Origin of the sequence: Thiobacillus sp. 65-1402 (genome assembly GCF_001897685.1) — a bacterium.
Classification (GTDB): Bacteria; Pseudomonadota; Gammaproteobacteria; order Burkholderiales; family Thiobacillaceae; genus Thiobacillus.
This window is the reverse complement of the sequence record NZ_MKUG01000036.1, coordinates 1-13637: the sequence shown is the minus strand read 5'-3', so window position 1 is coordinate 13637 and position 13637 is coordinate 1. Positions and strand designations below refer to the sequence as shown.

General features: G+C 66.5%; 14 protein-coding genes. 3 read left to right on the top strand and 11 right to left on the bottom strand.

The window, feature by feature from the left end:
• The first annotated feature begins 313 nt into the window (after positions 1–313).
• Complete coding sequence (locus BGO62_RS03100; protein ID WP_296639199.1) at positions 314–649, top strand: cytochrome c; 336 nt, start codon at positions 314–316, stop codon at positions 647–649.
• 9 nt (positions 650–658) lie between these two features.
• Positions 659–982 (top strand): cytochrome c, encoded by a 324-nt coding sequence (locus tag BGO62_RS03095; RefSeq protein WP_296639197.1) that lies wholly within the window; start codon positions 659–661, stop codon positions 980–982.
• Positions 983–1032: 50 nt separating this feature from the next.
• On the opposite strand, the gene BGO62_RS03090 is transcribed toward BGO62_RS03095, so the two are convergent.
• Entirely contained in the window at positions 1033–1956 is a 924-nt protein-coding gene (locus BGO62_RS03090; protein WP_296639195.1) for a histone deacetylase family protein, read from the bottom strand.
• A 127-nt stretch (positions 1957–2083) separates the two neighbouring features.
• On the opposite strand from BGO62_RS03090, the gene BGO62_RS03085 reads away from it, so the two are divergent.
• Positions 2084–4762, top strand: a complete 2679-nt coding sequence (locus tag BGO62_RS03085) for a bifunctional acetate--CoA ligase family protein/GNAT family N-acetyltransferase (RefSeq protein WP_296639192.1) — start codon at positions 2084–2086, stop codon at positions 4760–4762.
• Positions 4763–4839: 77 nt separating this feature from the next.
• Here the strand turns inward: BGO62_RS03085 and BGO62_RS03080 are convergent, their stop codons facing one another.
• From BGO62_RS03080 to rsxA, 10 genes are all read right to left on the bottom strand, one after another.
• Positions 4840–6726 (bottom strand): diguanylate cyclase, encoded by a 1887-nt coding sequence (locus BGO62_RS03080; protein WP_296639190.1) that lies wholly within the window; start codon positions 6724–6726, stop codon positions 4840–4842.
• Positions 6727–6982: 256 nt separating this feature from the next.
• A complete protein-coding gene (locus tag BGO62_RS03075) occupies positions 6983–7417 on the bottom strand; it encodes a DUF1841 family protein (protein ID WP_296639188.1) in 435 nt (144 codons plus the stop codon).
• Entirely contained in the window at positions 7410–8042 is a 633-nt protein-coding gene (gene nth, locus BGO62_RS03070; protein WP_296639186.1) for an endonuclease III, read from the bottom strand. The genes BGO62_RS03075 and nth overlap by 8 nt, the downstream gene beginning before the upstream one ends.
• Positions 8043–8064: 22 nt before the next feature.
• Entirely contained in the window at positions 8065–8217 is a 153-nt protein-coding gene (locus BGO62_RS03065; protein ID WP_296639185.1) for a hypothetical protein, read from the bottom strand.
• Positions 8214–8891 (bottom strand): electron transport complex subunit E, encoded by a 678-nt coding sequence (locus BGO62_RS03060; protein WP_296639183.1) that lies wholly within the window; start codon positions 8889–8891, stop codon positions 8214–8216. The genes BGO62_RS03065 and BGO62_RS03060 overlap by 4 nt, the downstream gene beginning before the upstream one ends.
• Complete coding sequence (gene rsxG / locus BGO62_RS03055) at positions 8888–9541, bottom strand: electron transport complex subunit RsxG (RefSeq protein ID WP_296639182.1); 654 nt, start codon at positions 9539–9541, stop codon at positions 8888–8890. The genes BGO62_RS03060 and rsxG overlap by 4 nt, the downstream gene beginning before the upstream one ends.
• Positions 9538–10572, bottom strand: a complete 1035-nt coding sequence (gene rsxD, locus BGO62_RS03050; protein ID WP_296639180.1) for an electron transport complex subunit RsxD — start codon at positions 10570–10572, stop codon at positions 9538–9540. The genes rsxG and rsxD overlap by 4 nt, the downstream gene beginning before the upstream one ends.
• 23 nt (positions 10573–10595) lie before the next feature.
• Positions 10596–12296 carry an electron transport complex subunit RsxC gene (gene rsxC / locus BGO62_RS03045; protein WP_296639177.1) on the bottom strand — a complete coding sequence of 567 codons (1701 nt, stop codon included), beginning with the start codon at positions 12294–12296 and terminating at the stop codon, positions 10596–10598.
• Complete coding sequence (gene rsxB, locus BGO62_RS03040; RefSeq protein WP_296639175.1) at positions 12293–12859, bottom strand: electron transport complex subunit RsxB; 567 nt, start codon at positions 12857–12859, stop codon at positions 12293–12295. The genes rsxC and rsxB overlap by 4 nt, the downstream gene beginning before the upstream one ends.
• The gene (rsxA, locus tag BGO62_RS03035; RefSeq protein WP_296639200.1) at positions 12859–13434 is read right to left on the bottom strand and encodes an electron transport complex subunit RsxA; all 576 of its coding nucleotides are present in this window, start codon (positions 13432–13434) and stop codon (positions 12859–12861) included. Before rsxA ends, rsxB begins: the two co-directional genes overlap by 1 nt.
• Positions 13435–13637: the final 203 nt, after the last annotated feature.

Sequence of the window (13637 nt, the reverse complement as noted above, 5' to 3'; positions counted from 1 at the left end):
ATGGTGGCGAACGCCACCGCCTGCGGCAGCACAATGAGTGCGCCGGTGAATGCCGCGACGGTATCGGCCTTGAAGGTCTGCGGGGTGACGTTGGGCCACCAGCGCAGGAAGGGCAGCAGGCGGTAAAGCCAGAGCGGACAGGCTTTGAGATCGATCACGCAGACTCCAGAAGCATATTGGCGGATAAGACTATAACTATTTGTAGCAAAGGAGTTTTTGCATGGCTTCCTGTTGCGGGCAACCTATAATCAGTCGCAAATCCCGTGTCGGACAGGGGCGCAACGACAACTCAACCAGAGAGAGCGAGGGGAAGATGAAATTCACCACGATGACGTTGTGTGCATCCGCGCTGCTGCTGTTGGCCGTGCCGGCCCAGGCAGCGGGCGACCCCCGGGCCGGACAGCTTAAAACCTCGATGTGCGCCGGTTGTCATGGCATTGCCGGCTGGCGTACCGCCTATCCCAGCGTATACAGCGTTCCCAAGCTCGGCGGGCAGCACGCCGATTATATCGTGGCGGCACTCAAAGCCTATAAAAGCGGCGAACGCAGCCACCCCAGCATGACGGCCATCGCGGGCAGCCTGTCCGAGCGGGACATGGACGATCTCGCGGCGTATTACGCGTCGTCGTACAGCGGCGCTGCCAACTGAGGAGGCCCCATGAAAAAGACATGCTTCATCCTCGCCGTGATTGCACTGGGCGCTTCCCCGGCGGCGCATGCCAAGGGCAACTACGAGGCCGGCAAGGCCAAGTCGGCCAGCTGCGCTGCCTGCCACGGTGCGGACGGGGTCAGTACCGTGGCATCCTTTCCCAAACTGGCGGGCCAGCACCGCGATTATCTCTACCAGGCGCTCAAGGATTACCGCTCCGGCAAGCGCAAGAATCCCATCATGGCCGGCCAGGCGAAAAACCTCTCCGATACCGACATGCTCGATCTGGCGATGTATTTCTCCAAACAGCAGGGACTGACCCTGAAGTATTGATTCAGGGGCGGAAAGATGGCGGGCGCGGCCGATCCGGCCGGCGCAGCGCTTCATAAACCCGCCAGGGTCTTGATGTGCACCGCCGCGCTGCGCCCCAGGGAACTGAGGTCGTAGCCGCCTTCCAGCACCGAGACGATGCGTCCTTCGGCGTGGCGCGCAGCCACGCCCATCGCCTGCTCGGTGATCCAGACATAATCCGCTTCCACCAGGCCGAACTGTGCCATGTCGTCCTCGCGGTGGGCGTCGAAGCCGGCGGAGAAAAACAGCAGCTGCGGCCGGAAGGCTTCCAGGCGCGGCATGATTTGCGTGCTGAAGGCTTCGCGGTAGGCGGGGCCGGCGGTGCCGGCGGGCAGCGGCACATTGACGATGTGTCCGCTGGCGCTGTCGGTGCCGCAGAACGGGTAGAAGGGATGCTGGAAGGTGGAGCACAGCATCGCGCGCGGATCGTTCCTGAAGATGTCCTCGGTGCCGTTGCCGTGATGGACGTCGAAATCGACGATGGCGACCCGTTCCAGGGCGTGTGCTGCCAGGGCATGCGCGGCTGCCACGGCGACGTTGTTGAAGATGCAAAACCCCATGGCCTGGCTGCGGGTGGCGTGGTGTCCGGGCGGACGGCAGGCGACGAAGGCGTTGGCCACTTCGGCGCGCATCACCAGGTCGACCGCCATCACCGCGCCGCCGGCCGCATGGTAGGCGGCGTCCAGGCTGTGCGGGTTCATGCCGGTGTCGGGATCGAGCGCGTGGAAGCCTTCGTAGGGCGAGGCGGCCTCGATGGAATCGATATAGGCGGCGTCATGCACCCTGAGCAGCTGGCTGCGGTGCACCAGCGGGGCTTCGCGGTGGAGCAGGTAATCGAACAGGTGGGCGGCATGCAGCCGGTCATCGATGGCGCGCAGGCGCAGCGGGCTTTCCGGGTGCCAGCTGCCCATGTCGTGCTTGAGGCATTCAGGGTGGGTGATGTAGGCGGTGTGCATGACGCGGCCCAGGGGCAGAAGGGCTCAACTATACGCCCGGCGGGATGGCGCTGTAACAGGGGATGGCCTAGGATAGGGCGTCCCCGGTCCGATCGGCGCGCCGCCGCACGCAGTCCTCAACCAAGCCATGCCCCAACACTATCTGCATCCCCTGTTCAACGCCCGCTCGGTTGCGGTCTTCGGTGCCAGCGAACGCGAGGATTCGGTCGCCGGAACCCTGTTCCGGAACCTGCGCAAATCCGGCTACAGCGGCGCGGTCTATGCGGTCAATCCGAAGCACGCCACGGTGTTCGGCGAACGCTGCTATGCCAGCGCCGGCGAATTGCCGGCGGTGCCCGAGCTGGCGCTGATCGCCACCCCCGCGCCGACCGTCGCGCCGATCATGGCGCAATGCGGACAGCGCGGCATCCGCCATGCCGTCGTGCTGTCAGCCGGTTTCCGCGAGGTGGGGGAACAGGGCGCGGCGCTGGAAGCGGCCGTGATCAGCGCGGCGAAGCAATACGGCATCCGCTTCATCGGCCCCAACTGCCTGGGCATCCAGCGGCCGGCCATCGGGCTGAATGCCACCTTCAGCCAGGGCGCCACCCTGACCGGCGATCTCGCGCTGGTGTCGCAGTCCGGCGCGATCTGCACCGCGATGATGGACTGGGCGGAAACCAACGGCATCGGCTTTTCCAGCGTGATCTCCACCGGCGCGTCGGCCGACCTGGATTTCGGCGAAATCCTCGACTACCTCGCCTACGACACCCAGACCCGCGGCATCCTGCTCTACATCGAAGGCATCCGCGACGCGCGCCGTTTCATGAGCGCGCTGCGGGCGACGGCCCGCGTCAAGCCCGTCGTCATGGTCAAGGTGGGGCGCCACGCGACGGGGGCCAAGGCGGCGCAGTCGCACACCGGCGCGCTGGTGGGATCGGACGCGGTGTTCGACGCCCTGGTGCGGCGCGCCGGGGTGGTGCGGGTCAACACCATCCTGCAGCTGTTCGCCTCGGCGCGCGCGCTGTCCACCCACATCCGGCCCAGCGGCAACCGCCTCGCCATCGTCACCAACGGCGGCGGCCCCGGCGTCATGGCGACCGATCTCGCGGTGGACCTGGGGGTGCGCATGGCGGAGCTGTCGCCGGCGACGCTCGATGCGCTCGACGCCGTGCTGCCGGCCAACTGGTCGCACGGCAATCCGCTCGACATCATCGGCGACGCCGCCGCCGGGCGTTACCGCGCGGCGGTGGACGCCTGCCTCGCCGACGACAACGTCGACGGCGTGCTGGTGATGCTGACGCCGCAGGCGATGACCCGGCCGACCGAGGTGGCCGAGGCGGTGGTGGCGGTGGCGAAGACCTCGCACAAGCCGGTGCTGACCTGCTGGATGGGCGAGGCGCAGGTGCATGCGGGACGGCGCCTGTTCAAGCAGGCCGGCATTCCGTACTTCACCACGCCGGAACCGGCGGTCGAGGTGTTCTCCTTCCTCTCCGCCTTCTACGAGAACCAGCGCCAGCTGATGCAGACGCCGGGACCGTTGTCGCAGCAGACCGAACCGGATGCGGAAGGCGCCCGCCTGATCGTCGAAAGCGCGCTGGCGCAAGGCCGGCATCTGCTCAACGAAGTGGAGTCGAAGGCGCTGCTGGCGGCTTTCCGCATCCCGATCGCACCGACGCTGATCGCGCGCAGTCCCATGGAGGCCATGCTGATGGCGCAGCAGATCGGCTTCCCGGTGGTGATGAAAATCAATTCGCCGGACATCACCCACAAGTCCGACGTCAACGGCGTGCGGCTGGGCTTGTCCAGCGGCCAGGCGGTGCGTTCCGCCTTCGGCGAGATGCTGGCCGATGTGAAGCGTCTGCGCCCCGACGCTACCCTGGACGGCATCGTCATCGAGCCCATGGTGATGCGCCCGCACGCCCGCGAAGTGTTGCTCGGCATGACCTCGGACCCGGTGCTGGGGCCGGTGATCGTGTTCGGCGCCGGCGGCGTCGACGTCGAAGCCCTGCAGGATCGCGCGGTGACGCTGCCGCCGCTGAACCGTTATCTGGCGCACGACCTGATCCGGCGCACCCGCGTCGCCACCCTGCTGGGCGCGTTCCGCAACCGTCCGCCGGTCGACATGGACGCGCTGGAGAACGTGCTGTTGCGGCTGTCGGAAATGGTCTGCGAATTGCCCTGGCTGGCCGAGCTGGACATCAATCCGCTGCTGGTGGACGAACGCGGCGCGCTGGCGCTGGATGCCCGCATCGTCATCGCACCTCGCGTGCCGACGGCCGACCGCTACGGCCACATGGCGATCCACCCTTACCCGGCGCATCTGCTGACGCATTGGCAGTTGCCCAGCGGCAACGACGTCGTGATTCGCCCGATTCGCCCGGAAGATGCCGAGCTGACGCAGAGCTTCGTGCGCAGCCTGTCCGAGGAAACCAAGTATTTCCGCTTCATGGACGCGGTAAGCGAGCTGTCCCCCGCCATGCTGGCGCGCCTCACCCAGATCGACTACACGCGGGAGATGGCGCTGCTGGCGCTGGCGGAAATCGACGGCAGGGAGGTGGAACTGGGGGTGGCGCGCTATGCCATCAATCCGGACGGCGAGTCCTGCGAATTCGCCCTGGTGGTCGACGACGCGTGGCAGAAGCAGGGGATCGGCCACAAGCTCATGGATGTGCTGATGGACGTGGCGCGCGGCATGGGCCTGAAGATGATGGAGGGCGAGGTGCTGAAAACCAACCGCCCGATGCTGAAACTGGCGGCAGGCCTGGGCTTCCATAGCGAGCCGCACCCGGAGGACGATACGGTGCAAAGGGTTTCGCGCGCACTGTAAGCGGCGAGCCGGGCGCGGTTTGCAGCCGGGTCACCGGTTCGTGGCCGCTGTCCCCGCGCCGCGGCCTGCTTGCCGCGTCAACGGGACGCGGGATGCTGGCGGGTGCAGGTCCGGTTGCGCCCGGCCTTCTTGGCCGCATAGAGCGCCTGGTCGGCGGTGCTGACCAAGGAATCGATATCCGCGGTGCCGGCTTCCCGGGCAGCCACGCCGATGCTGGCGGTGATGGTTTTTTCCGTCTGTCCGATGGTGATTCTTTTCGCTTCCAGGGTGGCGCGCAAGCGCTCGGCCGACTGCAGCGCGGCCTTGAGGTCGGTGTCGGGGCAAATGACCAGGAATTCCTCGCCGCCGATGCGGCAGACGCTGTCCCCCCGGCGTGCCGACATGCGCAGGGTGTCGGCCGCCTCGCGCAGGACGGCGTCGCCCGCGGCGTGGCCATAGGTGTCGTTGATGTGCTTGAAGTGGTCGATATCGATCACCATCACGGCAAGCGGTGCACCGGAGCGCGAAGCGGCGCTCCACGCCTGTTCGAGCTGATCCATCGCCGAACGGCGGTTGGGCAGCCCGGTCAGCAGGTCGGTCAGCGCGGCATTCGCCAGCCGCCGGTTGGCCACGGCCAGCTCGGCGGCGATCTGGCGCAGTTGCGCGCGGTCCTTTTCCCAGGCGTTTTGCAATCGCACCAGGCGCTGCGCGGCGTTGAGCCGCGTGCGCAGCCCCTTGGCGCTGATGGTGCTGGGCACATAGCCATCCGCGTCGACTTCGTAGGCGCGCGCCAGCTGCGCTTCGCCGTGATCGTCGGCCATCAGCAGAATATGCATGCGGCGGCCGTCTTCGGTCGCGCGCAAGGCCTGGCACAATTCCGGGCCGTCGAGTTGCGGCAGGTTGTAGTGCGCGATGATGACATGCGGGAGCACTTCCATCGCCAGCGCCAGGGCCGTGTTGCCGTTGTCCGCCGGGTAGACGATGTGGCCGCTGTCTTCGACCAGCAGCGCCATGGTTTTGCGGCGGCTGAAGGCATTGCCGTCTGCCACCACGATGCGCAGCGGCGCCCCGTCTTCCGTCGCCTCCGCGTGGCCGTGGCTGATTTCGGCAAAGGGCGGCAGTATCGTCGTCGGAATCTTCAGCAGCGCGCCCCAGTCATGCCAGCTGGCGATCACGTCGTCGATGAAGCTCCCGGCAGCGGTCTGCGGGATGTCGAGTTCGGCCGCCAGCGCCATCCATTCCCGCGCCAGTTTCGGGCGCTCGGCGGCATTCGCCAGTCCAAGATTGGCGAGCAGATGCGACAGCCGCAGCATCTGCGTCAGGCTGCTGGTCCGCGAGTCGTGGGGAAAACAGGGGCGATCCGGGTTCTCGTAATGGGCGAGCGGCTCGGTGAAGACCCGGGGGATGCCCCAGTCGGTCAGCATCACGATGCCCAGTTCGCTATGGTCGGTTTCCAGGCGGGCGCGTTCCTGGGCAATGATTGGCTGCGCGGGATCGGCATGATGCGCCGTCAGGACCGCGTTGTAGTCGTCGGGGTAGGCGGTTGCCAGCGCCAGTTGCCCCACCTGGGCCAGCAAGCCGCAGACGAACAGTTCGTCGGCTGCGGCTACCGGCATCCGCGTGCCCAGCGCCTGCATGGTCAGGCCCATCAGCAGCGAGTGCGCCCAGTATCCCTGGTAGTCGAAGGCTTCGCATGCGCCGGCGCGATACTGGTCCAGCAGCGAAAACCCCAGTGCAAGCTGGCGTACCGTCGCCATGCCCTGGCGCACCACGGCTTCCTGTACCGATACCACCGGGCGCGCGCCGTGCGAAGCGGCGTTCGCCAGCTTGATCAGCCGTCCGGACAGCGCGGGGTCGGTCTGCACCACCCGGGCAATTTCGCTCAGGGTCGCGTTCTCGCGCCGGGATAACTCAAGCACGGCCAGCGCAACCCCGCGTGGACTGGGCAGCTGGCCGCTGATTTTGAGCTGTTCAACCTGTGTCATCAATCAACCTGTTTTCGGTAAAGCGTATGAATGCCGTTGCGGATCGGCAAATCCCGGCCTGAATGCACTGCGGCTGCCACCCGTGTGGCGGCATCTTCAGGCTGAATGGGTGCCGGACTATCGATGGCCGTGTCGGGGTGGCCAGCATGCAGCGAGGCTTTCCGGGGCGCCGCTGTCATATTTTCAGCAGTGTTATCGACAGGATTTCGACAAAATGAAGCCCGCTGTGCGAAATCCGGGCGCTGGCGGGCGGCCGTCAGGCGACGCCGAGCTTTTGATCCAGGCAGCGCAAATACGCCGCCGAATCGAATGCCGTCTGGTAGCGCTGTACCTGCCAGATCATTTCCGCGAGGCAATCCATAACGTCGTGCTGGGCGGCCATGGCGTCGCCATGCCGGCTGAGCAGGCGCTGGTAGCGGTCGCGGATCCCCGGCGGCTGGTCGACCGAGAGCTGCTCGGCGATCGCCAGGTGCATGGATAGATGCAGAAAGGGGTTGGTTTCGCCGGACTCGGGCAGGTAGTCGCGCTCTTTATGGCGCTCGGGCCGATCGAGCATGGCGTGGTATTCGGGGTGCGCCAGCACGGCGTCGAGCGCCGGCTGCTCTGCGCCTGCCAGCGGCTGCCCGGCGCGGTATTTCGCCCACACGTCGAAGAAGAACTGGCGCACCTGGTCGCGGCTGGGATTAAACAAGCTTGTCCTTGTACTCGCACAGATCCGCAATGAGACATGCGGGGCATTTCGGCTTTCTGGCCTGGCACACGTAGCGGCCGTGCAGGATCAGCCAGTGGTGGGCGTCGATGCGGAATTCGGCGGGGATGGTCTTGAGCAGCTTTTTTTCCACCTCCAGCACGGTCTTGCCGGGAGCCAGGCCGGTGCGGTTGGCGACGCGGAAGATGTGGGTGTCGACCGCCATGGTCGGCTGGCCGAAAGCGGTGTTCAGAATCACGTTGGCGGTTTTGCGCCCCACGCCGGGCAGCGCTTCGAGCGCGGCGCGGTCGGCGGGAACCCGGCTGCCGTGCAGCTCGACCAGCATCCGGCAGGCGGCAATGAGATGCCGGGCCTTGCTCTTGTAGAGGCCGATGGTCCTGATGTAGTCCGCCAGGCCCGCCTCGCCCAGCGCGTAGATGGCTGCGGGGGTGTTGGCCACCGGAAACAGCCTGCGCGTCGCCAGGTTCACCCCTTTGTCGGTGGCCTGCGCCGAGAGCACCACCGCCACCAGCAGTTCGAATGGCGTAGCGTATTCAAGCTCGGTGGCGGGATGGGGATTGGCTGCGCGCAGGCGGCTGAAGATTTCGCGGCGTTTGGCTGGATTCATGGCGGGCTTGGCATGCGGCGCGTCACTGCGTATCGAGCGACTTTTTCAATGCCTGTTTTTCGGCTTGCCGCTTGGCGCCGGCCGGTTTTTCATGTGCGCCGGCACGGCGCTGGATCGCCAGCGCGACATAGGGATTGCGCGGCTTGGGAACGCGCTTTTTCAGCGGCGGTTTCATGCCGCAAGCGGCACGGCCGCGCGGGCGCGCCGTTCGGCGCGCGCCTTGTTCCAGTTGTTCGCGGCGATCAGCAGCCCCAGCGCGATGAAGGCGCCGGGCGGCAGGATCGCCAGCAGAAAGCCCTGGTAACCGGGCAGCAGGTGCAGCACGAATTCTTTGGCCTCCTCGCCGAACACCAGGTCGATACCGGACAGCAGCGTTCCCTGCCCGGCGAGTTCGCGGATCGCGCCCAGCACCACCAGCACCAGCGTCAGGCCCAGACCCATCGCAATCGCGTCGATCACGCTGTGCAGCGGGTGATTCTTGGCGGCAAACGCGTCGGCGCGCGCCAGCACGATGCAGTTGGTGGTGATCAGCGGAATGAAGATCCCCAGCACCAGGTACAACGGATGCACGAAGGCATTCATCGCCAGATCGATCACCGTGACCAGCGCGGCGATGATGAGCACGAACACGGGAATGCGGATTTCGTTCGGCACGAAATGGCGCACGCCCGACACCGCCCCGCTGGAGGCGGCCATCACCAGCACGGTCGCCAGCCCCAGCGACAGCGCGTTGATGACGTTGTTGCTGATCGCCAGCAGCGGGCACAGGCCGAGCAGCTGCACCAGCCCGGTGTTTTGCTTGATGAGGCCGTTGTGAAACAGGCTGCGGAATTCTGTTGCGGTGATCATGGCTGGGCTCCTGGCTCGGGCGTGGCCACCAGTGCGGCGCGGTGGCGCGCAAAATAGTCTAGCGCGCCTTTGACCGCCTTGACCACGGCGCGCGGGGTGATGGTGGCGCCGGCGCGGGCATCGAAGACGCCGCCGTCCTTCGCCACTTTCCAGTGCCTGGGCGGCGGGGCGGTCAGCGATTTGCCGGCAAACTGGTCGATCCAAGCGCTTTTGGCGCGGTCGATGTAATCGCCCAGTCCCGGTGTTTCGCGGTGCGCGGTGACGCGCACGCCGGTCACGTTGCCGTCGATGTCGATGCCGACCAGCAGGGCGATGTCGCCGCTGTAGCCGTCCGGTGCGACGGCTTCCAGCACCACGCCGCTGACTGCGCCGCCACGACGGGCGATCCAGATCGCCGAAGGCTTGCGGGTGCCGAGCAGCACGTCCGCCGGCGCGCTTTGCTGGCTCGCCAGCAGATCGTTGTCGTACTGGGCGGCGGGCAATACCTGGCTGATGAGCGCGAGTTTCTCCGCCTGCTGGCTGCGGGCGATGGTCGGCTCGGTGCGGTCATGGGTGAACGCCAGTATCGCGGTGCCGATCAGCGAAAACACGAACAGGATGAGGCCGGTGCGCAGTGCGTTACGCAGGGCCGCCCGGATTTGCGGCGTCATGCGGGTGGCGCCTTGGTGTTTTTCGCACCGCCATAAATGCGCGGCTGGGTGTATTGATCGATCAGCGGCACGCACAGGTTCATCAGCAGGATGGCAAACGCGACGCCGTCGGGATAGCCGCCCCAGGTGCGGATGACGATGGTGAGAAAACCCGCGCCGAAGCCGAAGATCAGCTTGCCGCGCGGCGTCGTGGCGCCGGATACCGGGTCGGTGGCGATGAAGAAGGCGCCGAGCATCACCGACGGCGCGAACAGATGGAACCACGGTGCGCCGAAGCGGCCGGGGTCGAAGAAGTGCAGGAAGCCGGCGGTGAGCCAGATGCCGGCGAGGAAGGCCAGCGGCACCTGCCAGCCGATGATGCGCAAGGCCCACAGCAGGAGGCCGCCGAGCAGGAACGCCGCCGCCAGCCACTCGAAACCGATGCCGCCGTAGTGGCCGAAAATCGGCTGCGTCATGATTTCGTCGACGGTGTGCTGCTGCAGCAGGCCGGTGCGCAGCGAGTCCAGCGGCGTCGCCATGGTGACGGCGTCGAGCGTGGCCTTCGGCACCTCGCCGCCGAAGATCACGCTTGCGCTCTGCGCCAGGGTAAGCGGCGTCGCGGTCAGTTCGAGCGGACCCGCCCACTGCGTCATCTGCACCGGGAACGACACGATCAGCACCGCGTAGCCGACCATCGCCGGATTGAAGATGTTCTGCCCGAGGCCGCCGTACAGGTGCTTGGCGACCACGATGGCGAACAGCGTGCCGGTGACGATCAGCCACCACGGCGCCAGCGAAGGCAGCGAGAGCGCCAGCAGCCAGGCGGTGACGATCGCCGACAGGTCGGTGAGGAAAGGCTTGGCCGGATAGCCGCGCGCTTTCAGCATCGCCGCCTCGGCAGCCAGCGCGGTGACGGTGGCGAGCGCCAGGGTGACGAGGATGCCCGGCCCGAACGCCCAGACGTACACCGCAATGCCGGGCAGCAACGCGGCCAGCACCCAGGCCATGACCTGGGTGACGCTGCTGCGATCGATAATGAAAGGGGAGGGCATGATGCGTTTTCTTCCGTGACGCCTTAGGGTTTCTCGTCGGGTTCCAGCGGCTGGCGCGCCAGCTCGCGGATTTTAGCCCTGCGCGCCTCGATTTCCTCGATTTCGCGCTGGGTGCCGGGCGACAGGTGATCGGTGTTCTTCGGCGCCGCCCCGGCTTTTTTTGCCTGCGCGCGGGCGAGCGCGGCGGCGATCAGCGCTTTCTTGGCATCGGCTTCGCTGGGAGCGGCGGCGCCGGCGGCGGGCGCGGCGGCAAGTTCGGCGCGCTGCGTTTGATCCAGCGCAGCTTGCGCTCGCGCGGCCTGGGCCTTGGCGGCAAGCTTCTCGGCTTTTTCCTTTTTCTCGCGCTCCTGCCGGAACTGGCGGAACTCGTGGCGTTCGCGTGCGAGGTCGGCGGCACGCTTGTCCTTTTCGCGGGTCCAGATTTCGCTCTTGGCGTAGCGGTAAAAGTCGACCAGCGGAATGTGGCTGGGGCAGACGTAGCTGCAGCAGCCGCACTCGATGCAGTCGAACAGATGGTATTCCTGCGCGCGGCCGAAGTCGCCCGCCTTGGCGAAGCGGAACAGTTCCTGCGGCTGCAGTTCCGCCGGGCAGGCGTCGGCGCAGCGGGTGCAGCGGATGCACGGCAAAGCCTTGGGCAGCGGCGGGAACAGCTCGGCCGACTGCACCAGGATGCAGTTGGTCGCCTTGACCACCGGCACATCGAGATTGGGCATCGGCATGCCCATCATCGGCCCGCCCATCAGCACGCCGGTGGTGCCGTCGCGCTCACCCGCCAGGGCGATCAGCACATGCATTGGCGTGCCGATCAGCACCTCGAAGTTCTGCGGCCGCAGCACGTGGCCGGTGACGGTGACCAGCCGCGAGATCAGCGGTTCGCCATGGTGCACCGCGCGTGCCAGCGCATAGGCGGTGCCGACGTTGAACACCTGGATGCCGATGTCGGTGGACAGCTTGCCGGACGGGACCTCCCTGCCGGTGAGCACCTGGATCATCTGCTTGGCGCCGCCGCCGGGGTAGCGCGCCGGCACGACCACGATTTCCACCGCAAAATCCATCCGGGCCGCGGCGGCCTGCATCGCGGCGACGGCTTCCGGCTTGTTGTCCTCGATGCCGACGAGGATTTCCGTGCTGCCCAGCAGGTGGCGCATGATCGCCACGCCCTGCAGGATCTCGTCGGCACGGCTGCGCATCAGCACATCGTCGCAGGTGATCCACGGCTCGCATTCGCCGCCGTTGATGATGAGGGTGGGGCAGTGCTGCGTCGCGCCGGGGTCGAGCTTGACCGCGCTGGGGAACACCGCGCCGCCGAGGCCGGCCAGCCCCAGGTCGCGCAGCCGTATGCGCAGGTCGGCCGGCGCCAGCGCCCGGTAATCGAGCGGACCATGTTCCATCCACTCGTCGCGGCCGTCGGTTTCGATGCTGATGCACAGGTCGGGCAGGCCGGAGACATGCGGTACCGGCTGCAGGTCGACGGCGGTGACGATGCCCGAGCTGGAGGCATGCACCGCCGCCGAGATGGTGCCGTCGGCTTCCCCGATCATCTGGCCCTTCAGCACCCGGTCGCCCACGCTGACCAGCGGTTTGGCCGGGCTGCCGATGTGCTGGCGCAGCGGAATGACCAGTTTCTTCGGCAGCGGCGCGGCGCGGACCGGCCGTGCGTTCGACTCCGCCTTGTGCTCGGGCGGATGCACGCCGCCCTTGAATTTGAAGAGTTCGCGGCTCATGCGCTGCGGTCTCCGGAAACCTGCTTCAGCATCACCACCGGATGCTTCCACTTCCAGTGCGGCAGATCTTCGGCGATCGGCACCATGGTGATGCAGTCGACCGGGCACGGCGGCAGGCACAGCTCGCAGCCGGTGCACTCGGCCGCAATGATGGTGTGCATCTGCTTGGCGGCGCCGGAAATGGCGTCGACCGGACAGGCCTGGATGCACAGGGTGCAGCCGATGCAGGTCTGCTCGTCGATGAAGGCCACCGACTTGGGCTTGGGTGCGCCATGGGTTTCGTCGAGCGGCTTGGGTTCCACGCCGAGCAGGTCGGCCAGTTTCTTCACCCCCTCCTCGCCGCCCGGCGGGCACAGGTTGATATCCGCCTCGCCCTTGGCGATCGCCTCGGCATAGGGCCGGCAGCCGAGAAATCCGCACTGCCCGCACTGCGTCTGCGGCAGGATGGCGTCGATCTTTTCCGCCAGCGGGTTGCCTTCCACCTTGAAGCGGATGGCCGACCAGCCGAGCGCCAGCCCGATCGCCACCGCGATGCCGGCCATCACCAGAATGGCGGCAAGCATTACTTGACCAGCCCGGAGAAGCCCATGAATGCCAGCGACATCAAGCCTGCGGTGATCATTGCAATGCTGGTGCCCTTGAACGGCGAAGGGACGTCACAGGTCTCCATCCGTTCGCGGATGCCGGCAAACAGGACCAGCACCAAGGTGAAGCCGAGCGCTCCGCCGGCGCCGAAAAACAGCGACTCGACGAAGCCGTGCTGCTCCTGCGCGTTGAGCAGCGGAATCCCCAGCACTGCGCAGTTGGTGGTGATGAGCGGCAGGTAGATCCCCAGCACCTGGTACAGCACCGGGCTGGATTTGTGGATGAACATCTCGGTGAACTGCACGATCCCGGCGATCACCACGATGAACGACAGCGTGCGCAGGTAGAACAATTCGGGGCCGAGCAGGTATTCGTTGACGAGATAGCTCGCCCCGGACGCCAGCGTCAGCACGAAGGCCGTCGCCAGCCCCATGCCGATCGCCGCTTCCAGCTTTTTCGATACGCCCATGAACGGGCACAGACCGAGAATCTTGGCCATCACGATGTTGTTCACGAACACCGTGGAAATAATGATGAGGATGTAGGTTTCCAAAGCAGGCAGCCCGACGCGATAGCGCATTATCCGCCTTTAGGCGCGTTGGATTCAAGCTGCTGCGGGCAGGGCTATTGGCCTGTGCCGGCTGCCGCAACCCGTAAAGGGGGCAAGCACGGCCGTCTTGTCGATGGATATCGGGGATCGGCACCCATTCGTGCGGGGCAGCCTGCAGGCCGTCCGCCGCATGGGGCGTTGCCTGC

Coding starts and splice junctions, on each gene's coding strand:
- BGO62_RS03060 (WP_296639183.1), bottom strand. CDS start 8,891: ATGATCACCGCAACAGAATTCCGCAGCCTGTTTCACAACGGCCTCATC.
- nth (WP_296639186.1), bottom strand. CDS start 8,042: ATGAATCCAGCCAAACGCCGCGAAATCTTCAGCCGCCTGCGCGCAGCC.
- rsxC (WP_296639177.1), bottom strand. CDS start 12,296: ATGAGCCGCGAACTCTTCAAATTCAAGGGCGGCGTGCATCCGCCCGAG.
- rsxB (WP_296639175.1), bottom strand. CDS start 12,859: ATGCTTGCCGCCATTCTGGTGATGGCCGGCATCGCGGTGGCGATCGGG.
- rsxG (WP_296639182.1), bottom strand. CDS start 9,541: ATGACGCCGCAAATCCGGGCGGCCCTGCGTAACGCACTGCGCACCGGC.
- BGO62_RS03065 (WP_296639185.1), bottom strand. CDS start 8,217: ATGAAACCGCCGCTGAAAAAGCGCGTTCCCAAGCCGCGCAATCCCTAT.
- BGO62_RS03085 (WP_296639192.1), top strand. CDS start 2,084: ATGCCCCAACACTATCTGCATCCCCTGTTCAACGCCCGCTCGGTTGCG.
- BGO62_RS03080 (WP_296639190.1), bottom strand. CDS start 6,726: ATGACACAGGTTGAACAGCTCAAAATCAGCGGCCAGCTGCCCAGTCCA.
- BGO62_RS03100 (WP_296639199.1), top strand. CDS start 314: ATGAAATTCACCACGATGACGTTGTGTGCATCCGCGCTGCTGCTGTTG.
- BGO62_RS03095 (WP_296639197.1), top strand. CDS start 659: ATGAAAAAGACATGCTTCATCCTCGCCGTGATTGCACTGGGCGCTTCC.
- rsxD (WP_296639180.1), bottom strand. CDS start 10,572: ATGCCCTCCCCTTTCATTATCGATCGCAGCAGCGTCACCCAGGTCATG.
- BGO62_RS03090 (WP_296639195.1), bottom strand. CDS start 1,956: ATGCACACCGCCTACATCACCCACCCTGAATGCCTCAAGCACGACATG.